This is a genomic window from Bacillus sp. DC4300-2b2 (assembly GCF_049895685.1).
GTDB classification, from domain to species: Bacteria; Bacillota; Bacilli; order Bacillales; family Bacillaceae; genus Bacillus; species Bacillus safensis.
Genome location: NZ_JAFCSW010000001.1, coordinates 236945 through 258004 on the forward strand (window position 1 = coordinate 236945; position 21060 = coordinate 258004).

20 protein-coding genes are annotated in these 21060 nt (G+C 42.1%); 8 read left to right on the forward strand and 12 right to left on the reverse strand.

The annotated features are described in order from the left end of the window. Positions 1 to 24: 24 nt before the first annotated feature. Entirely contained in the window at positions 25 to 453 is a 429-nt protein-coding gene (locus ACP69X_RS01310; protein ID WP_269102491.1) for a MarR family winged helix-turn-helix transcriptional regulator, read from the reverse strand. 171 nt (positions 454 to 624) lie between these two features. Here ACP69X_RS01310 and ACP69X_RS01315 point away from each other — a divergent pair, with 171 nt between their 5' ends. The 4 genes from ACP69X_RS01315 (at position 625) to modB (ending at position 4642) form a co-directional block, all read left to right on the forward strand. Beyond that, positions 625 to 1110 carry a metal-dependent hydrolase gene (locus tag ACP69X_RS01315; protein ID WP_041088275.1) on the forward strand — a complete coding sequence of 162 codons (486 nt, stop codon included), beginning with the start codon at positions 625 to 627 and terminating at the stop codon, positions 1108 to 1110. 123 nt (positions 1111 to 1233) lie between these two features. Further along, a complete protein-coding gene (locus ACP69X_RS01320) occupies positions 1234 to 3084 on the forward strand; it encodes an LTA synthase family protein (RefSeq protein ID WP_426052349.1) in 1851 nt (616 codons plus the stop codon). A 116-nt stretch (positions 3085 to 3200) separates the two neighbouring features. Then, entirely contained in the window at positions 3201 to 3977 is a 777-nt protein-coding gene (gene modA / locus ACP69X_RS01325) for a molybdate ABC transporter substrate-binding protein (protein WP_041088270.1), read from the forward strand. After that, the gene (gene modB, locus ACP69X_RS01330; protein WP_426052350.1) at positions 3977 to 4642 is read left to right on the forward strand and encodes a molybdate ABC transporter permease subunit; all 666 of its coding nucleotides are present in this window, start codon (positions 3977 to 3979) and stop codon (positions 4640 to 4642) included. Before modA ends, modB begins: the two co-directional genes overlap by 1 nt. Before the next feature lie 39 nt (positions 4643 to 4681). On the opposite strand, the gene ACP69X_RS01335 is transcribed toward modB, so the two are convergent. The 7 genes from ACP69X_RS01335 to ACP69X_RS01365 form a co-directional block, all read right to left on the reverse strand. Further along, entirely contained in the window at positions 4682 to 5527 is an 846-nt protein-coding gene (locus tag ACP69X_RS01335) for an aldo/keto reductase (protein ID WP_269102494.1), read from the reverse strand. 69 nt (positions 5528 to 5596) lie between these two features. Next, positions 5597 to 6466, reverse strand: a complete 870-nt coding sequence (locus tag ACP69X_RS01340) for an ROK family protein (RefSeq protein WP_041088649.1) — start codon at positions 6464 to 6466, stop codon at positions 5597 to 5599. A gap of 63 nt (positions 6467 to 6529) precedes the next feature. Beyond that, the gene (locus ACP69X_RS01345; protein WP_041088266.1) at positions 6530 to 8545 is read right to left on the reverse strand and encodes a Na+/H+ antiporter; all 2016 of its coding nucleotides are present in this window, start codon (positions 8543 to 8545) and stop codon (positions 6530 to 6532) included. Positions 8546 to 8859: 314 nt separating this feature from the next. Next, positions 8860 to 9471, reverse strand: coding sequence for a trimeric intracellular cation channel family protein (locus tag ACP69X_RS01350; protein ID WP_024423463.1), 612 nt, complete (start codon positions 9469 to 9471; stop codon positions 8860 to 8862). Between the two features lie 148 nt (positions 9472 to 9619). Continuing rightward, a complete protein-coding gene (locus tag ACP69X_RS01355) occupies positions 9620 to 10033 on the reverse strand; it encodes a disulfide oxidoreductase (protein WP_426052351.1) in 414 nt (137 codons plus the stop codon). Beyond that, on the reverse strand, positions 10030 to 10716 hold the full coding sequence (locus tag ACP69X_RS01360) for a DsbA family protein (protein WP_025094107.1): 687 nt from the start codon (positions 10714 to 10716) through the stop codon (positions 10030 to 10032). Before ACP69X_RS01360 ends, ACP69X_RS01355 begins: the two co-directional genes overlap by 4 nt. 141 nt (positions 10717 to 10857) lie before the next feature. After that, the gene (locus ACP69X_RS01365) at positions 10858 to 12957 is read right to left on the reverse strand and encodes a heavy metal translocating P-type ATPase (RefSeq protein WP_073979015.1); all 2100 of its coding nucleotides are present in this window, start codon (positions 12955 to 12957) and stop codon (positions 10858 to 10860) included. A 413-nt stretch (positions 12958 to 13370) separates the two neighbouring features. Between ACP69X_RS01365 and ACP69X_RS01370 the strand changes: the two genes are divergently transcribed. Genes ACP69X_RS01370 through ACP69X_RS01380 form a run of 3 tightly spaced genes read left to right on the forward strand, consistent with a single transcriptional unit; the run spans position 13371 to position 15938 of the window. Then, positions 13371 to 14114 carry a metal ABC transporter ATP-binding protein gene (locus tag ACP69X_RS01370; RefSeq protein ID WP_041088261.1) on the forward strand — a complete coding sequence of 248 codons (744 nt, stop codon included), beginning with the start codon at positions 13371 to 13373 and terminating at the stop codon, positions 14112 to 14114. Further along, complete coding sequence (locus ACP69X_RS01375) at positions 14114 to 14986, forward strand: metal ABC transporter permease (protein WP_073979014.1); 873 nt, start codon at positions 14114 to 14116, stop codon at positions 14984 to 14986. The genes ACP69X_RS01370 and ACP69X_RS01375 overlap by 1 nt, the downstream gene beginning before the upstream one ends. A 13-nt stretch (positions 14987 to 14999) precedes the next feature. Next, a complete protein-coding gene (locus tag ACP69X_RS01380; RefSeq protein WP_039181414.1) occupies positions 15000 to 15938 on the forward strand; it encodes a metal ABC transporter substrate-binding protein in 939 nt (312 codons plus the stop codon). Positions 15939 to 15975: 37 nt separating this feature from the next. On the opposite strand, the gene ACP69X_RS01385 is transcribed toward ACP69X_RS01380, so the two are convergent. Continuing rightward, on the reverse strand, positions 15976 to 16524 hold the full coding sequence (locus tag ACP69X_RS01385) for a hypothetical protein (RefSeq protein ID WP_073979012.1): 549 nt from the start codon (positions 16522 to 16524) through the stop codon (positions 15976 to 15978). Positions 16525 to 16612: 88 nt separating this feature from the next. Here ACP69X_RS01385 and ACP69X_RS01390 point away from each other — a divergent pair, with 88 nt between their 5' ends. Further along, positions 16613 to 17218 (forward strand): TetR/AcrR family transcriptional regulator, encoded by a 606-nt coding sequence (locus ACP69X_RS01390; RefSeq protein ID WP_305960623.1) that lies wholly within the window; start codon positions 16613 to 16615, stop codon positions 17216 to 17218. An 18-nt stretch (positions 17219 to 17236) separates the two neighbouring features. Here ACP69X_RS01390 and ACP69X_RS01395 read toward each other — a convergent pair whose 3' ends face one another. The 3 genes from ACP69X_RS01395 to aspA all read right to left on the reverse strand — a co-directional run bounded on the left by ACP69X_RS01395 (position 17237) and on the right by aspA (position 21044). Continuing rightward, complete coding sequence (locus ACP69X_RS01395; protein WP_034280916.1) at positions 17237 to 18169, reverse strand: response regulator; 933 nt, start codon at positions 18167 to 18169, stop codon at positions 17237 to 17239. Beyond that, entirely contained in the window at positions 18166 to 19482 is a 1317-nt protein-coding gene (locus ACP69X_RS01400) for a sensor histidine kinase (RefSeq protein ID WP_269102502.1), read from the reverse strand. The genes ACP69X_RS01395 and ACP69X_RS01400 overlap by 4 nt, the downstream gene beginning before the upstream one ends. 116 nt (positions 19483 to 19598) lie before the next feature. Then, a complete protein-coding gene (aspA, locus tag ACP69X_RS01405) occupies positions 19599 to 21044 on the reverse strand; it encodes an aspartate ammonia-lyase (protein WP_041088250.1) in 1446 nt (481 codons plus the stop codon). Positions 21045 to 21060 lie beyond the last annotated feature (16 nt).

Consider the following 21060-nt stretch of genomic DNA (forward strand, 5'->3'; position numbering starts at 1 on the left):
TCAGCATTATACAAGGGAAGAGGCTCAATCATCATGAAAGGTCTGTCTCATTTTTTGCAAGTACGTCAGAAAGGATTTTAAATCATCCTTTGTGAAGTCTGACATCATATGCTGAATCACCTTTCCGAAAAGACGTGTATGCTTTTCATAAATAGCCACCCCTTTTTCCGTGACTTCTAAACGGACAAGTGATGAATCGTCTTTGTCCCGTTCTCTTTGAATATAACCCTGCTCACATAATTTATTGAGTGCAATAGAGGCTGCACCAGGGTTTAAAGAGAGTCTTTGCTTCAGCTCTTCGGCATGTGATACCTTGCCTTGTATCAAAATAGAAAGAGCATATATCTGTGGGGGCGTGATGTCTTTCTCTAACTCGAGTAACTTGCGGTTTAATTTACGGCTGACTTCATAATGTACAAGAACAATTTCTTTTAAAATGTCTGCATTACCCATCCGAATCGCATCCTTATCGTTAGTATCAACATGACTTCCCCCTTATTATAGAATGTTTTTCCATTCAGCCAACCCTTTTGGCCTCTTTTTCTTTAGAAATAAGCCTTGCTGAATGAATCTACCCTTGATATAGTGAGTACTTGAACTAAAGATAGAACAGGAGTACGCATCATGACAGGAAAAACACACATCATGGGCGGAATAGCCGCCTCCACAGCCGTTGCCTACTATTATGGATTCGACCCAGTGACGATGGCTGCTGCTGGATCAGCAGGTGCTCTGATCCCTGATCTTTGCCATACAAAAAGTAAAATCGGCAGAAGATTCCCGCTGCTCTCGACAATGATCAGCAGTGTGTTCGGTCATCGCACATTTACACACAGTTTATTATTTTTGCTGATCATTTATTTTCTAGCGACAACATACATTCCAAATGACAGCCTAAGTATCGGTTTACTAGTCGGGATGGCAAGCCATCTCATCTTGGATGCAGGGACAGTGAACGGGATTAAATTTTTATTTCCAGCTTCCATTAAAGTGCGTCTTCCCTTCTATGTCAAAACAGGCAGCACAGGAGAACAAGTCGTACTAGCTGCTCTCACCGTCGTTACCTGCTATTACATCGCTGTCATCTGCGGCATATCTATCCCATTCTAATGAATCAAAAAGAGTTTTCCGAAAAACACAGGATATGAATTGATCATTCCTCATTTTTTTAGTAGGTTTAAGATAAGTGTTTTTGCCTTGCAGCTGAATACAGAATGGTGAGGAGCTACATAAATGAAAGCGTTCTTCAAAAATCACTGGTTTTTAGTGTACTCCATCCTCTTCATGTGGATGAAAACATATATCATTTATCAATTCGGATTTCACATACGAACGGCCAATCTGTTTCATGAATGGCTGCTTTTGATCAATCCACTTAGCTTTTTGCTCCCTTTGTTTGGGATTGCTCTTTTTTTAAATGGAACGAAGCAAAAGGTTTTTTTATTGACCGCAAATTTGATTTTGACCGCGATACTCATTTCAAATACGATCTTTTATGGATTTTATATTGATTTCATTACGATTCCTGTATTATTCCAAGCGAAAAACATGGGAGATATGGGCAGCAGTATGACAGAATTATTTCACCCGCTGTTTTTGCTGATGCTCATTGACTTCGTGGTGCTGGCGTGGCTGTTAAAACGCAAACCTTTAGCGCCAAAAGCCTCCTTCAAGACGATCAAAATATATTATGCTGTGTGCTGCAGCTTTCTATTGTTTCATGTCAGTTCAGCCATGATGGATCACCCTCGCTTTCTGACAAGCTCTTATGATCGAGAAGTGATTGTACGAAACCTTGGGCTGTTCCAGTTCCACCTGTATGACGGCGCTGCCCAAACAGCGCGTATTGGACAAAAAGCCTTCGCAGACGAAGATACGCTTTCTACCGTAGCAAACTACACAAAAGCTGATTACAGTGCACCAAACGAAGAGTACTTTGGACTTGCTAAAGGCAAGAACGTTGTGTTCATTTCACTCGAATCAACACAGCAATTTGTCGTTGATCAAAAGGTGAATGGACAATACATCACTCCCTTTTTAAATCAACTCGCTAAAAAGAGTTTTTATTTTGATGAATTTTATCAGCAGACTGAGCAAGGAAAGACGTCAGATTCAGAGTTTATTGTCGCAAATTCCCTCTACCCATCTAGCAGCGGCGCTGTCTTTTTCACAGCGAGTGACAACGAATATGACACGTTATACAAGCAGTTGAAAAAAGAGAACTATCAATCCGTCCAATTTCATGCGAATAATAAAACGTTTTGGAATCGAGATGTGATGTATGAATCACTTGGGATTGACCGTTTTTATGATGTCGATTCGTATCAGGTTAATGAACAGAATTCAACTGGTTGGGGCTTAAAAGATATCGACTTCTTTGACCAATCCATTGATTATTTAAAAAAGTTGAAGGCGCCTTATTACAGCACGTTTATTACCTTGACCAATCACTTTCCATTTGAAATCGATCCAAGGGATCAATTGATTGATGAATATGATTCGTCCAGCGCCATTTTAAACCGCTATGTGACGACCGTTCGCTATCAGGATGAAGCCATTAAGAATTTTTTTGAACGTATGAAAGAAGAAGGATTGTATGACAATACAATGTTTGTCCTCATGGGGGATCACTATGGTATCTCCGAAGCACATTATCAGGCAATGGCAGAGCTGCTCAAAAAAGACGAGATTACACCGTTTGATGCTGTGAAATTGCAGCGGGTGCCCTTTTTAATTTACATTCCGGGGGTCACAGATCAAGCACCGCAGACAATTTCTGAAACAGCTGGGCAAATCGACGTGAAACCGACACTCCTGCACTTACTCGGTATTGAAACGAAGGATGCCATTCAATTTGGCAATGACTTATTTTCAAACGAACGGACGCCTTTTGCTGTTTTGAGAAACGGGAACTTTATTACAGATGATTATCTCTATACAAAGAACACCTGCTATGATCAAAAAACAAAAGAACCTGTTGAACAGGATGAGGTGTGTCAGCCTTATATCGAAAAAGCCAATAAAGAACTTTCCTTATCAGACAAAGTGATCAATGGGAATTTGCTGCGTTTTTATCAGCATTAAAAAGTCGCCATCTGGCGGCTTTTTCTTTTCTCTTTTTACTGAAAGCCTATGAATGGTCAAATAAGTTTGCTTATAATAAAGGATACATATGATATTGAATAATAAGAGGTGTGAACATGAAGTATGCGTTCTTCGCCTTCATCGCCATCTGCTTGCTCCTGAGTGGGTGTCAAACAGAGATGAAGTCATCGGATACAAGCAAAAAAACAGAGCTTGTGATTTCAGCTGCGGCAAGTCTTCAGGATGCACTAAAAGAAATTGAATCTGCCTTTAATGATGAGCATCCGAATGTGACATTAACAAATAACTTCGGGTCATCTGGCGCATTGAAGCAGCAAATCGCGCAAGGGGCAAAAGCGGATCTCTTTTTCTCTGCTGCTGAAGCGCCCTTTGATGAGCTTGTACAATCTGGAGACATCGATCAACATTTTATCAAGGATGCCATCCAAAATGAGCTTGTACTCATTGTGCCAAAAAATCACTCTTCCTCTATTAAAAGCTTTCAAGACGCCCAGCACATAAAAGGGAAGATTGCTCTTGGCACACCTGAATCCGTCCCTGCTGGTACATACGGCAAAGAGATTTTCATAAAGCTGAACATCTGGGATCAAGTGAAAAAGAATGCTGTGTACGGCAAGGATGTGCGGCAGGTTTTAAGCTACGTAGAAACAGGAAATGTGGAAGCAGGTGTTGTGTATAAGACAGACGCCCTCGTTACCAAAAAAGTAAAGATTGCAGCTGAAGCCAATCAGGACATGCATTCCCCGATCATTTACCCAGTAGGAATCGTCAAAGGGACAGAACATGTAGAGGAAGCCAAGTCCTTTTTTCAATTTCTTCAATCAGAAACAGCCAAATCAATTTTTAAAAAGTACGGCTTTCAAGTGACATAATGCCCATGGTGACTGAAGAATTCCTATCTCCCATTTGGCTGTCCGTGCAAGTTGCCGTTGTAAGCGGGCTGCTGGCAACTGTTTTTGGTACATTGATTGGCTATTGGATGGCGCGAACTACATTTAAAGGGAAAATGATCGTAGAAACGCTTTTAATGATGCCGCTTGTCCTTCCGCCAACGGTTGTAGGTTTTTTATTGCTCGTCATATTCGGAAGGCATAGCATGATGGGGGGCGCGATTGAATGGATTTTTCACCAGCCGGTCATTTTCACTTGGTGGGCGGCAGTTATTGCATCAACAGTTGTGGCATTCCCGCTTATGTATCAATCTGCAAAGGCTGGATTTTCTACGATTGAGTCAGACATTGAAGGGGCTGCAAAAGTAGATGGTGCTCATTCATTCCAAGTCTTCGCCTATATTACAGTACCACTTGCCCTGCCTTCCCTCTTATCAGGCAGCATCCTCAGCTTTGCCAGAGCCCTTGGAGAATTTGGGGCGACCTTAATGTTTGCCGGCAACATCCCAGGAAAAACGCAAACACTCCCAACCGCTATCTATGTGGCGATTGATTCTGGACGAATGGAGCTTGCTTGGGCTTGGACGATTTGTATTGTGCTCCTATCTTTTATCATGCTATTGGCTGTGCGCCGAAGCAGTACATAAAAAATCCCCTTTCTCACATGAGAAAGAGGATTTTTTTATTTATTCAAACCCAACCGTCATCGTCTCTGGATTCGAGCCGACGCGCTCGTTATTGTTTAATGCATCGATTTTTTCCATGTCTTCTTTAGAAAGCTCGAAGTCAAAGATGTCTGCATTTTGTTTAATGCGTTCTTCATTGATTGATTTAGGAATTGTCACGACACCGCTTTGCAGATCCCAGCGCAAGATGACTTGAGCAACAGATTTGTTGTAGCGTGCAGCAATGTCTTTCAAAACGTCATGATCTAATAGCTTCCCTTGCATCAGCGGAGACCATGCCTCAATTTGAATCCCTTTTTCCTTTGCATATTGACGCAGTTCAACAAGTGTCAGTTTCGGGTGAAACTCCACTTGGTTCACAGCTGGAACAACATCAGCATCTTTTAACAGCTCTTCTAAATGCTGAATATAGAAGTTGCTGACTCCAATGGCTCTGACTTTCCCATCTTTATAAAGCTTCTCAAGTGCGCGCCAAGTGTCTTTAAATGTATCTGCATTTGGTCCAGGCCAATGAATCAAATAGAGGTCTAAATAATCAAGACCTAATCGGTTTAAGCTTGCGTCAAACGCCTCAAGTGCTTTATCATAGCCTTGATCTGTGTTCCATACTTTAGACGTAATAAATAAGTCTTCTCGTTTCACACCAGATTCTTTAATTGCTTTTCCTACGCCTGTCTCATTTTTATAAACAGCTGCCGTATCAATGCTGCGATATCCGTTCCGTATGGCTGCTTTTACGGCATCTACCACTTGATTGCCGTCCTCCACTTTGAATACACCTAAACCAAACCAAGGCATTTCCACTCCGTTATTCAGTGTTACGGTATCATTCAAGCTTTTGACCATTTTAACAACCACCTTTTTTATAGATTCCATCTCTTTCATTATCTCATGTTGTGCTTCAAAACTCTATTATCAGGCGTTTCTCTTCGCTTCGATGGCTAAGAGCAGCGCACCAGTCATGCCAGCCTTGTCCTCAAGTCTAGGGGAGACAATGTATGTATCAAGCGGCGGCAGGTCTACATAATCATTGACATAAGCAGCTAGTTTCTCCCGAATGAGTGGGAATAGCTGCTTTTGCTTCATGACGCCTCCGCCCATGATGATGCGCTCTGGGCTTAAAATGAGCGAGTATTGCATAAGCGCCTGCGCTAAATAATCGCCTTCAAGTGCCCAAACCGCTTCGTTCTGCGTCAGCTCTTTGGCAGGTTTCCTCCACCTTTTCTCAATCGCTGGTCCAGCTGCCAGTCCTTCTAAACAATTTCCATGTGACGGGCAGACACCTGCAAATGGGTCAGATTCATGCTGCCTGATAAGGATATGCCCCATCTCAGGATGTGAATGACCGTGTAGAAGCTCATTTTTCACAACAGCTCCCGCACCAATGCCCGTACCGACCGTGATATACAAACAGCTGCTTAGCCCTTTGGCTGCCCCTTTTGTTAATTCACCTAGTGCTGCGGCATTGACATCGGTTGTAAAGGATACGGGGACACCTAATTGCTTCTCAAGCTCAGGAATGAACGGGTAATGCTTCCACTCCACTTTCGGTGTGTTCATGATATAACCGTATGAAGGATTGTCCTTTTGAACACAAATGGGTCCAAAGGAGCCAACCCCTAATGCTGCAATGTCATGCTCCTCGAAAAATGGAATGAGCTTTTCTATTGTTTGATCCGGGTGCTCTGTCGGAATCGTCATTTCCTCTAAGATGTCTCCATGCTCATTACCGATTGCACAACAAAATTTTGTACCCCCAGCTTCAATTGCTCCATAATAGGTCATCATTGATCTCCCCCTGCTCGTTCTCTTTCTTCATCATAAAACACGGGGGAGAAGATGACAACATCACGTATTGGTGAGCAGAACTGCTTCCATGTCATTAATATATTCCCTTAAATGATGGGCAATATCACGATTGATCTCACCATCTTCATATAAGGTTTGTATTTCATTTCGAATCGTCTGTACAGCTTGGAAGTTAAGCTCTTTTTTCTTCCGGTCAAATGAACGGTCTTTTTGCTGGAAGAAGCTTGGACCGTGTTCACAGCGGTAAATCACTTGGTTGTAAAAACCAATAACTTGGTGACACGTTTGCTGGTTTTCATCTGTCATATGCTGTTTGATCGAGTCTACCGCAGCTTCAGCCGTTTTCTTACGGATTTGTTTGTACGAGTCCTCTTTTTCTAAAATACCGTTTGAAATGTGCTGATTCGGCCGCCATAATTGCAGCCATTGAAGCAAGCGGAGAAACTTCACCTTTGAAAAACGAATTTTGAATGAGTTTGAATACAGCATTTCCAGCTCATGAAATCTCTCTTGCAGCTCATAAGCTTCTTCCTTGTCAATTTTCTCTTCCTCAATTAATTGTTGAAGTTTCATCTGCTCTGCTTTGATACCATGCAATCTGATTTTTCGCTCTTGTTTTCTCATCCCGAATTGGTATGGTTCACGCTGGATATTTCTCAGCTTCATGCGGTAATCATTGATAAGTGCAAGGGATACTTCCCTGTTGTCCTCATTCATCCCTTCTTTTAACGTTTTAATAGCACTTCTCAGCAGTTTTCGTTTTGCATGCTGAATCTTTGTATCCAAGTCCACATCGACTTGTTTATCTTTTTTCTCAGATAAAAGAGGCAGTAACACACTGGCTAAAATGAGTGTACATAAGATCACGCCTGCTGCGAGGAAAATAATCAAGTGCCGCTCTGGAAATGGTGATCCGTCCGCGAGCGTAAATGGGATAGAGAAGGCACCGGCTAATGTCACAGCCCCGCGGACACCAGAGAATGTCATGAGCATCGAGGCGCGAAACTTCGGCTTTTTCACATTTTGCTTTTTCGTTGCACTCCATTTTCCTGCCCAGAACAGCCATACCCATAAGAACCGCAGCACCATGAGACAGAGCGTAATAATTAAGATGTAGCTAATCACCTGCATGTTGTTAAAGGATTCATCTTGGAAAATGACTGTAGAAACATCCGGAATCTGCAATCCAAGTAAGACGAAAACAAGTCCGTTTAAAATAAATAAAATAATATTCCATGTGTTTGATGAAGCAATTTGCAGTTTGGCTAAATTCGCTTCCATTCGGTCTTGCTCAATGGCATGTGTCACACCGCCAGCCACAACGGCTAAAATTCCGGATACACCGATTTCTTCCGCTGCTAAATAAATCACAAATGGTGTAAGGATTTGCAGGATGATATGCATTGTGACATCGTCCATTCCTAAACGGCGGAGAAAATAGCGAAAACGAATGATAAAAAAGGATAGAATAAATCCAGTCAATAAGCCGCCTGCTGCAATCAGTACAAAACTAAAGGATGCCTGAGCAATTGAAAAGGCTCCCGTCACCGTTGCGGCAATGGCAAATTTAAAGGCGACAAGTCCTGAGGCATCGTTCATCAGCCCTTCGCCTTCCAGCAGTCTCATGATGCCCTTTGGCATATTCACACGGCTGGATAAAGCACTTACTGCCACCACATCTGTCGGTGATAAAATCGCTGCAAGCGCAAATGCTGCTGGAAGCGGTATGCTTGGAATCATCCAATGAATGGTATATCCCGCTACAACGACGGTCGCAAACACTAAACCAAGCGCTAAAAGGAGAATCGGTGCTCTTAATTTCCATAGCTCGTCCCTTGGGGTACGCTTCCCGTCATTAAATAACAGCGGCGCAATAAATAGAACGAAGAAGAGTTCAGGATTTAAAGAAATATGTAAACCTGAAGGAAAAGCTGCCACCAATATTCCTAAACCCACTTGAATTAACGGAACGGGAATAAAGGGGACAAAACGATTGATAATATTAGATGCTGCAATGAGTGCCAGTAGTACGAGCACTGCCAAAAAAATCTCCACTAGTACATGTCCCTCCTATGTATATTTTTCGTCAAGTTTTGCTTACATGCAAAGATGTGTTCATTTCATCCATCCGTCCGATCAGAAGTGCTTCTTTAGTATTCCGCAAAAAGTGAAACCAACACATAACAATCCATCTAGGCAAAAAAAGGCTGAATCTAGATATTCAGCCAGCTGACAAAATTTTCATCATATGTATTGTTCAAATGATGAACAAAATACCCTGCTTTTATTTTACACGAAAACTCCATCATCTGCTGATATTCAGCTCTTATTAAACACAAAAAAAAGAGCGGAATCGCCCTTTTTTCGTTTTACCCTTTATTTAAAAAATAAGACCTGGCGGGAAGACGCCATTTGAATAAGTAGGAACAAACCCTGCATACGACGAGGATGACAAACAGCAAATATAAAGCAAGCTCTCCTTGCGCTAAGCCGAGTCCGACGAATAAGCCTCCAAGAGCTGCCCATACGGCGTAAATCTCTGCTTTTAGCACAAGCGGCTTTCGTCCTGCTAATAAATCACGCACAATTCCGCCGCCGCTTCCAGTCAAAATGGCTGCCACAATGACTGCACTGAGCGGGAGTTCTCTTTGCACAGCAAATAATGCGCCTTGAATCGCAAACGCTGCTAAACCGATCGCATCCGAGAAATTTCCCCATGTGCTCCAGTGTTTGAGCAAAAGCTTTGGAAAAAGAAACACAATCGTAATGGATACAAGGGCAATCGTAAACATTTTGCCCTGTGACCATAAAGCAGACACCGGCAGACCAATTAATAGATTCCGAATCGCCCCACCGCCAAATGCTGTCACAATCCCTAAAATGTACACACCAAGAATATCGTACTCTTCCTCCATTGCCACAATCGCTCCACTGATGGCGAATGCGACAATGCCAATGATACTTAAGACTTCCCATGCCATTTTCCGCTTATCTCCTTACCTTTATCTGATCATCTAACACTACTCCCTTAATGTATATCTGACACAGGTGAAAAGCAATACAAATTTTCTTTAAATTTTATCTTTTTGCAAAAATAAAAAATAGCCCGCTTTGAGCAGGCTATATTATTCAATCTTCTTTTGCATTTAACAGCAGCATACTTATGATGATGAGAATAAATGCAATAAGGGCTAGTAATGGAATGGTAATAAAACCAAACCAGTTCAAATAATCAACGGAACAAGGAATACCGCTCAGGCAAGGGCGAATCGATGCAAAGCCAGGTATCTTTTGTTCCAAATAATGATAGATAGAAAAACAAGCGCCAATCACAGCCAAAGGCAGAACGTAATATTTCACTTTCACATCGCCTCTGAATGTCGCAATTCCAAGTAGAAGCACGAGCGGGTACATGAAAATGCGCTGAAACCAGCACATATCGCATGGGATAAACTTCTTTACTTCACTTAAATACAGGCTGCTCATCGTCGCAACGATAGAGACGATCCAAGCACTGTATAAGTAAACAAGCTTATTCTTCATGATTTTTTCCCTTTGAGCTCTTGATCAATTAATTCTTTGATTTCATCATAGTCATAAAAGTTTTGGACTTGTTTATTGTTAATGAAAAGAGTTGGTGTTGCATTCACTTTATATTGGTTCACAAGCTGATCGTCTGTGTTCAGCTGCGGCTGATATGTTTTCTTCGATAGGTTATCTTTAAGCTTGTCCGTATCTATTTTTGTTGTCTTCTTCGCTAGCTCCGTCAGCTTAGCAGGCGTAACCCATTCTGCTTCACTATCTGGCTGTGCTTGATAGACAGCTTCATGAAATGCCCAAAAGTTTTTCGGATCTTCTTTCCACACTTCTTCAGAAGCTAGTGCTGCAAGCACAGCGCCATCTCCATGAACAGGAAGTGGTAAGTTAATAAACGAAAATGATACATCGCCTTTATCTATGTAGTCCGCTTTCAGTTTTGGGAAAATGTCTGTTTCAAATGATTTACATGAAGGACATTTATAATCCCCAAACTCGACAATTTGCACGGCTGCGTTTTTATCTCCCATGACAGGCTGTCCTTTAATAGAAGGCTTACTGTCAACCGTTTGTGCTTCTTTGCTGTTGTTGTTCCCAATGACGACGAATAATCCGATGAGAAGAGCTGCGATAATGGTTAAAATGACAGCAAATTTAATGGATGAAGATTGATTATTTTTTTTACTCACAAAAGCACCTACCTTATCTTTTTCATTCCTTCAAAAGAAAAAGGATAATAGCTTAGAATAATGCCATTATCCAACTTCTTCTATTTTAACAAGAGGGGATTCATTATGAAAGATGGTATTCATGAATTTTTCCTTACAATTTTATTTCATCACCCTCATGGCATTTAAAACAGCGAGTACGGTCACACCGACATCCGAGAAGACGGCTTCCCACATGGTTGCAATACCAAATGCACCGAGTAATAGGAAAACCCCTTTAACTCCAAGAGCAAATGCAATGTTCTGCCATACAATTCTTCTTGTTCGTTTAGCGACAGCGATGGCTTCTGCAACTTTTGATGGCTGGTCTGTCATAATGACGATATCAGCCGCTTCTACCGCTGCATCTGAACCAAGCCCGCCCATCGCAATACCTATGTCTGCTCTTGCTAATACCGGTGTATCATTAATGCCATCCCCAACAAATAATAATTTTTCTTGAGGCGCTTTTTTCTGATCAATTTCTTCTAATTTTGTTACTTTATCCTGCGGCAATAATTCTGCATGAACTTCATCAATGCCAATTTGTTGGGCGACCGCTGTTCCGACTTGCTTGGCATCACCAGTCAGCATGACAGTTTGAATGCCAGACGCTTTTAGAGCAGATACGGCTTCAATTGCATCATCCTTTAATTCATCTGCAATCAAGATCGATCCGGCAAACTCACCGTTAATCGCCATGTACACAACCGTTCCGCTTCGTTTTTCTTTTTCATACGAAATGCCTTCTCGTTCCATCAAGCGATGATTTCCCGCTAAGACTTGTGAACCACTGATGGTCGCTTTAATTCCATGTCCTGCAATATCCTCATATGCTTCAATCTGGCTTTCATCAAGCGGCGAACCATATGCCGCTTTAATTGATTCAGCGATCGGATGTGAAGAATGAGCTTCTGCTAAAGCTGCAAAAGAAAGCAGCTCCTCTTCTGACCACTTTTCGCTAGTTGTCACGATATTGGTCACCGTAAAGTTTCCTTTTGTGAGTGTGCCCGTCTTATCAAATACAGCATAGCTCACAGAGTTCAGTGCTTCTAAATAGTTACTACCTTTTACAAGGATGCCTCGTTTAGAAGCTGCCCCAATTCCCCCGAAGAATCCTAATGGGATGGACACGACAAGCGCACACGGACATGAAATAACAAGGAAAACGAGTGCCCGGTAAACCCAGTCAGACAATTGTGCTGATGGAATGAGAAGCGGCGGCACAAAGGCAAGCAGTAATGCCAATACAACAACAGCCGGTGTGTAGTATTTTGCAAACTTTGTGATAAAGTTTTCTGTCTGCGCTTTTCGGCTACTCGCATTCTCAACCAAATCTAAAATTTTCGTCACTGCCGATTCGCTTAGCCCTTTTTGTACTTCAATTTCAAGAATCCCGTTTTGATTCACAAATCCTGCAAGAACTTCCTTACCTGCTTCTACATCCCGCGGCACAGACTCCCCTGTTAATGCGGAGGTATCCACGAGTGAAAAGCCTTCAATGACAAGGCCATCAAGTGGAATTTTTTCGCCCGGTTTCACGACGATACGGTCACCGACTTTTACTTCTTCCGGCTTCACTTTTTTCGTTTCATTTCCTACTTTGAGATTCGCATATTCAGGGCGAATATTCATTAATTCACTAATGGATCGTCTTGAACGATTCACTGCTGCCCCTTGGAACAGCTCTCCAATTTGGTAAAACAGCATCACTGCCAGTGCCTCTGGATATTGCTGAATCACAAAAGCGCCAGCTGTTGCAATGGTCATTAAGAAGTTCTCATCAAATACTTGGCCTCGCACGATATTTTTCAGCGCTTTAAAAACCACATCACCGCCGACTAGTAAATAGGCTGCGAAAAACGTAATGAATTTTAGTAAGCCATCTTCTGGTATAAAATAAGCTGCTGTTCCAATGACTGCACCGCCAATTAATTTCAGCACAATCGCTTTTAAATTCTTTGTCCCATGATCATGATCGTGATGATGGCCTTCTTCTTTTGGTGATACACTCACATGAGGTTCGATGGATTGAACCGTTTTTTCAATACGCTTTGACATCGTTTCTTGCTTATCTGCATGTGTGACAGTCAATGTCCCTGTCGCAAAATTAACGGAACAAGCTTCAACGCCATCCATTTTGCTGACACCTGTTTCAATTTTACGTGCACAGTTTCCACAATCAAGACCGTTTAATACGTATTCATCCTTCATTTTTTTCATGTTCTCACCTTTTTTCTATATGATAAGTAACGTTCCCTGGATCAATGAAACCTATTAAAAATCAAAAACTTTATATATGAGCATATATTCATATATTGGATTACCTTTATTATATGAGGAGTTCTTGTCTTCTGTCAATCATTTATGAAGAAATCATTGTTTTTTTGTGTCCGATTCTGTCATACAGATTTTCAATAAATCAAGCCTCATGTCCCCTGCTCCCCGCATAACATAAAAACGATCATTTTCAGTTTTTCTCTTTACAAAAGAAGGACAGACGCTTAGAATAAAATAAAAGTTTCCCTAAGGAAACAAATTAGCATTAGAGAATCATTTCATCCTTTAGTCAAAATTATTTATTTTATGCATATATCTTTAGGAAGTGCAATCATGATTGAAAGGGGCCGCAAGAGATGTCAAATGCTTTAACAATCGACCGTCTTCATGTCTCATATCACGGACAGGATGCATTAGAGAACGTCTCTCTTTCCATACAGGAAGGGACAATGACAGGAATCATCGGTCCAAATGGTGCTGGTAAATCGACGTTACTCAAGGCATGTTTGGATTTAATTGAAAAAGACCAAGGGGATATTCGTTTTTTTGAACAGCCCTTTAAACAAGTGAGAAAACAGATCGCCTATGTACCGCAGAGAAATGATTTAGATTGGACGTTTCCCATTCATGTACTGGATACCGTACTACTTGGAACATATCCGAAGCTCGGACTAATGAAACGTCCAAAAAAAGAAGACCGGGCATATGCGTATCACTGTTTAGAAAAAGTTGGAATGCAGGACTTTGCCAAAAGACAAATCGGTGAGTTATCCGGCGGGCAGCAGCAGCGTGTCTTCCTTGCAAGGGCTCTTGCTCAAAACGCACAGCTCTTCTGTTTGGATGAACCGTTTGTCGGGATTGATATGGCAAGTGAAGAAACGATGATGCGCATTTTGAAGGAATTACGAGATGAAGGGAAAACCATTTTGGTTGTCCATCACGATTTGAGTAAGGCGGATGATTATTTCAGCCATCTTGTTCTGTTAAATAAAAAACTCATCAAAGCAGGGCCTGTACACGACATCCTTCGCCCAGAGATCATGCTGGAAGCATATGAAACACAGCTGCCATTCTTAAAATCAGCAGGAGGAGACGTGTAATGGAATTTTTAACCGGACTCTTTGAATATGCTTTTTTACAAAAAGCACTATTTACATCCGTGATGGTAGGCATCATTTGCGGCGTTATCGGCTGCTTTATCATTTTACGCGGCATGGCCCTGATGGGAGACGCCATTTCACACGCCGTACTGCCAGGTGTCGCCATCTCTTATATGCTTGGAATTAACTTTTTCTTCGGTGCCGTTTTAACTGGCGTATTAACAGCGATTGGGATCGGTTACGTGAGTCAAAACAGCCGCATAAAAAATGATTCAGCCATCGGCATTGTCTTTACAGCCTTTTTCTCAATCGGGATTATTTTGATCACATTTTTGAAAAGTTCAAGTGACCTATATCATATTCTATTTGGAAACGTACTAGCTGTTCGATCATCTGATATGTGGATTACACTTGGCATCGGCATTTTTATTTTGCTAGCCGTTATCGTTTTCTACAAGGAACTGCTCATTAGTTCATTTGATCCGGTGATTTCTTCAGTTTACGGTTTGCCGAATCGTATGATTCATTATTTTCTCATGACCTTATTGACCCTTGTAACCGTTGCATCACTGCAAACCGTTGGGATTATTCTTGTCGTTGCCATGCTGATCACGCCGGCAGCCACCGCTTATCTCTTGACAGACCGGCTCTGGATCATGATTTATTTATCTGCTTTTTTCGGTGCTGTTTCTGCTGTCATCGGGCTAGGGCTTAGCTTTACGTATAATTTATCGTCTGGTGCTTCCATCGTGCTGGTCGCCACCATTTTATTCGGCAGTGCCTTTATCTTTTCACCAAAGCAAGGCATTCTATGGAGATCAATAAAATCTAAACGAAAACGAACACACTTAAAAAAGGAAGCGTCTATGTAAAAGGAGGACATATATGAAGAAGGTATTCGCAATCCGTTTGACCGCAGTATTCATTGCCCTTATGATCATCGCAGGCTGTTCGACCCAGCAAAGTAATTCCGGTAAAGATGACGGCACATTAAAAGTTGTCACGACCTACTCCATTCTTTATGACATTGTGAAGGAAGTAGGCGGGCAGCATGTCTCTATTCACAGCATTGTTCCCATTGGTACAGACCCACACGAATTTGACCCACTGCCAAAGGATGTTCAATATACGACGGATGCAGACCTTGTTCTATATAATGGCTTGAACCTTGAAACAGGAAACGGCTGGTTTCAAAAACTGCTCGAATCGAGCGGCAAGGACGGGGATGATGCACCTGTAGCCGAGCTGAGTAAAGGCGTCAAAGTGAAGCATTTGTCTTCAAAAGGGCTCGAAAGCCAGCAGGACCCCCACGCATGGCTGAATGTTGAAAATGGGATCCTTTATGCCCAAAATGCCCGAGATGCGCTCATTCAAGCGGACCCTGAGCATAAAGAGGATTACGAAAAAAATGCAGAAGCCTATATCAAAAAGCTTCAAGCTCTTCATGATGAAGCAAAAGACAAGTTTGATCAGCTGCCAAAAGACAAAAAGCTCCTAGTCACAAGTGAAGGAGCATTCAAGTATTTTGCAGAGGCGTATGGACTGAAAGCCGGCTACATTTGGGAGATCAACACAGAAAGTGAAGGAACACCAGGACAAATGAAGCGCATCATTCATTTTGTCAAAGATCATCAAGTTCCTGCTCTCTTTCTTGAAACAAGCGTTGATAAACGAAGCCTTGAAAGCCTCTCTGAGGAAACCGGGGTTCCAATCAAAGGGAAAGTCTTCACTGACTCTATTGGAAAAAAAGGTGAAGATGGAGACAGCTACTATAAGATGATGAAATGGAATATTGACACCATTTACAAAGGGTTGTCATCATAAGGAAAGACAGGTGGAGTGAATCCGCCTGTCTTATTTGTCAGCCTGCTATATTTTCTGGGTGTTTTTTCGGCCAAATGACGTAGCTGATGCTAATGACAAAATCAATGGCTAGGATCATTCCCCATGTATTGACAAGCTGCATCAGCGCTTCCGTCCGCTCTGGTGCTTGGATGAGATAGGTCAAACCATATAACAGCCCCGCTCCGATGACATAAGAAATGACATGCCGCGCCCAGCCGACCATTTCATACATAGAACGCTCTTTACCATACTTTGGTTTTCCCTTTGGCTTTGGGCCTCCTGCAAATCGATAGGCAAACCTAGCATCTGCCCATTTCACCATTTGATGTCCGAAGGCAAGACTCACACCAATATACACAGCCGCAAGCCCGTGGATGAAAGTCGCCACAGCACCCTGTCTTAAATCTATAAAAGTAGCCGCAAGAAGGATGAGATCTAACACCGGCGTACAGACAAGAAAGAAAGCACCCCACTTTTTCTGTTTAAACACATAACGAAGCGTTAGACCCATTAGAATAAACAGCCAAAAACCAATTTCACATGCCACAATCAATAACCCGACCAATTCCCCCACATCCTTTTTAATACGATTGTATTAAATAAAAAATAACACAGGTGTGTTAAAAAAACAACTGCTATGCTAAAATCAATGTATGCCAAAAATCGTCGATCACCATAAACAAAAACAAAAGGTCGCTCAAGCTGCAATGAGAGTGATTAAACAAGAGGGATTGGAAAGCGCTTCTGTACGAAAAATAGCAGAAGAAGCTGGAATTTCAGCCGGCTCTATGCGTCATTATTTTTCCACACAACAAGGGTTGTTTCTATTCTCCATGAATTTAATTCAGGAAAGAGTCAAGGAGCGGATTACAGGGCTTCCATTAAACGGTTCAACGGAGGAAAATGTCATCAATTTATTGGAGCAAGTTCTTCCACTTGATGAAGAACGAAAATTTGAAATGGAGGTGTGGCAGGCTTTTACAGTCAAGGCACTGACTGAACCAGATCTACAGCCGCTTAATGCAAAGATGTATGACGAGCTTTTTCAAACGGCCCAATATTGTTTAATGAAATTGAAAGAGGATGGGCTGCTGCTAGATGATATCGATCTTTTATTAGAAACTGAGCGGCTTTATGCGGTCATCAATGGGCTTGCATTGAATGGAATCGTGCAGCCCGAACGTATACCGCCTCAGCTCATACGCTCCGTGCTGCAAATGCACCTGCAATCCATCACAAAAAAAGACATGTCTCCCTAATTGGAGAGCATGTCTTTTTTAATCTTCCATAAAAATACGTTTTGCTTCGTAGTAAAGCACCTGCACAAATTTCTTCACATTGATACGGGTGTGTTCTTCTCTTCCGCTCATCTCTTTCGTCAATTCACTCATTTTCTTTCGCACGATGGTGAAATCGAAAAATTTTGATGCGTAATTTTCAAACGTTGGATGGGAAAAATCGGTTAGTCCAAGTGATGCGATGTGTTTCAATGATTGGTTGATCGCACGCCTTACCCGCTGCTCGGCTGCCTTTGCTTCTCTTGCGATGTCTGCCGATGTGTAGGGCTCACTTAATTTATCCTCCGTAATCCCAGTGAAAATGATCTTTAAAGAAGGAAAGGAATCATGATGATCAGCATGCAGCGCTAAATACTGGTCTGTAAACAGAATCATATCTAATAAATCTTTAGACCCCTTCTCACCAACAATACCAAGCTCCGCCAGCAAAAACTGCCCTGCCTCTGCAAGACTTTTCCCCCGCTGCTTCGTTTTCGTCTGACCGCGCTGCTGAAATTGCATGACCGATTTAAGTGAGTGCTGAATATTTTCAATTGAATGCTCTAAATGAAGACGTTCAATCATGAGATGGAGGACGCTTAAGACCTCTACCCGATTGATCGGCTTTGTCACATAATACTCAACGCCAAGCGTATACGCCTGTCCGATTAATTCCTTTGTTTCAACCTGTGACAGCATTAAATATTTCCCGTGAAACTCATCCTTGATTGCTCGAATCGTTTCAAGCCCGTCTCTTTCTGGCATCAATAGATCAATACATAAAATATCAATGTGCAAATCATTTAAGTAGCTGGCTGTTAACTCTGCGCCATCCTCTGCTTCCCCAGCCACAATGCCAAGCTCTTCATCTTCAATGAGCTGAGCCAGTGAAGAACGAACGGCTTCATCATCATCAACAATAAAAAATCTCATCTCCCAATCCCCTCTTTTCTACTGACTTGATCTACTGGTATCGTTAATGTGAAAATCGTTTGTTTATTTGGGATACTCTTCATCTCAACACTTCCGCCAAGCTTCTCCGCTGTATCCTTTACATACGCAAGCCCGATACCGCTTGATGGATTCCCAACCTGGTCGTATTTTAAAGTGAAACCTGGCTTAAAAATAACATGATGATTACGTTCTTTAATGCCAGGCCCGTTGTCGCTGATTTGAAAAATCACCTGGTTCTCTTTCTGTGAAATAGAGAGCGACACCTCTCCATCTACAGGAATGGCTTCAACAGCGTTGGATACGATGTTATTTAACAAAGATAGAATGGTATACACGTGATAGGCGGGGTGCTGCCCATCTTCATCATAATGAAAGACGATGTTTTTTTTAAGAGATTCAGCATAATTTTCATGAATGCGAATGACAAGCCCAGCAATATGAGAAGGACTCTCATAAGCCTGGAAATTTTCCTCATGAATCAGCTTTGATAAGGCAGAAAAAATCCGCTGGTTATCCTTTTTGATTTCATGTACCTCTCCTGCAATCTGCAAAGCGGTTTTACCGAGCTTTTTTAAATCCAATGATTCCGCATCCTTTGCGTGGTGAAGGGATTGATACAATTGATAGGATGTGGCCGTAATGTGCTCAGCATGTGCGAGTGTTTTATGAAAATATGTAGATTCCGTGTAAAGGTTAGACAGAAGCATCAGCAGATGTTCCTTTTCCTTTTTCATCTGACGCTCTCTCGCCTGCTCTTCATATAAGCGAATCATTGTATAACAAGCTAACACGAAAAAGCTTCTGAAAATCGCCAAAACAAATAATTGAAACAGCGTCCGCACCGTTAAAATTTCATCCATGGTGCCTCGAAGTGCAATGATCTCAACAATGCTTGCGCACAGCTCCATGATGATGCCTGTTGCTCCAATCAGCCAAGGCTGGTCGCGGAAACGTCTGACCTTCAATAAATAAAAGAGTGTACCATAGACGACATAATAAAACAGAGAAGGAAATCTTAAAGAAACCGCCTCTTCCAGAGGAAGATGCCCTGTCACGGCTGTATCAAGCAGCACGCGAAACGCAAAAACAGATATCCCAGCGATGATGCCGCTTGCCCATGCAGGGAATCTTTTCATTTGAAGCAGGATAAAGAAAAAGACAACGGTTCCAAAGCTGACCCGAAAGCTGTCCTCAAATGGATAAAATTTAAACTCTCCGCCAATCGGCGTCAGTACAATGAGCAGCACAATTAAATAAGGCTCTGTATTCAGCCATTTTTTCAGTAGATTCAAACGCAGTCACATCCCTAATAATTGACGATAGTATACTATGTGAGCTAAAGAAAAACAAACCTCCATGAAAAAGCGCACACCGGAACTTTGCCGGTGTGCGCTTCTCATGATGCCGCTTAATCTTCTAAACGATCCTTTTCTAAAAGTGATGCGCCAGCAATACCTGGTTTTGTCATTTCAAAAGGATTTAAGATGACATCAAGCTCTTCCTCTGTTAACACATCATTTTGCAGACAAAGCTCACGTACAGATGCGCCTGTAAGGATGGCTTCTCTTGCAATTCGTGCAGCCGCTTCATAACCAATATGCGGGTTCACCGCCGTCATGACACCGGCACTCTTTTCTACATATTCTTTTAATCTAGATTCATCTGCTTTTAGGTCACGCAAGCAGTTGTCCACGAAGGACTCGAATACATTTTTCATCATGCTGAGAGATTGAAGCAGGTTGAACACCAACACTGGTTCCATAACGTTCAGTTCAAGCTGGCCAGCCTCTGATGCAAGACAGATTGTGTGATCGTTCCCAATGACTTGGAATGCCACTTGGTTCATGACCTCAGGCATAACTGGGTTGACTTTCCCTGGCATGATGGATGAACCAGGCTGTCTCGGCGGCAAGTGCAGCTCACCAAAGCCTGCTCTTGGACCTGAAGCCATCAGACGAATATCGTTCGCCATTTTGGACATGTTCATCATACATACTTTAAGCGCAGCAGATACTTCTGTATAAGCATCTGTATTTTGCGTTGCATCGACTAAGTCTTCAGCACCAACTAACGGTAATCCGCTAATGTCAGATAGATAGCTAACCACTTGGCGAATATATTTAGGATCTGCATTCAATCCAGTTCCGACTGCTGTTGCACCCATATTGACTTCATATAAATGCTGTCTAGACTGCTTGATACGTTTAATATCACGAGCAAGAACTTTTGCATACGCACTAAACTCTTGTCCAAGTCTGATTGGAACAGCGTCCTGAAGATGCGTACGTCCCATTTTGATGACATGATCGAATTCCTGCGCTTTTTCGGTCATGACTTGATGCATGTTTTCCATCGTATAAAGTAGTTTTTCAATCATATTCAATGTTGAAATATGAATCGCTGTTGGGAAAACGTCGTTTGTTGATTGCGACATGTTCACATGCGTGTTTGGACTTAGCTCAGTATAAGCGCCTTTTTCCTTTCCTAGTAGTTCAAGCGCTCTGTTTGCAATGACTTCATTGGCATTCATATTCATTGAAGTGCCAGCCCCGCCTTGAATTGGATCGACAATAAATTGATTGTTCCATTTTCCTTCGATGACCTCATCTGCGGCTTCAACAATTTTTTCTCCAAGGCCAGAATATAGTCGCTGTGTATCCATATTTGCAAGTGCGGCTGCCTTTTTGACAATCCCTAATGCTTTGATGAGTTCCTCATGAATACGGTAGCCTGTAATTGGAAAGTTCTCCACTGCACGTAATGTTTGAATTCCATAATATGCTTGAGTGTCTACTTCCTTTTCACCTAGAAAGTCACGTTCGATTCGAACTTGCTTGTCCTGTAGCTTCGTCATTTGAAAAGATCTCCTT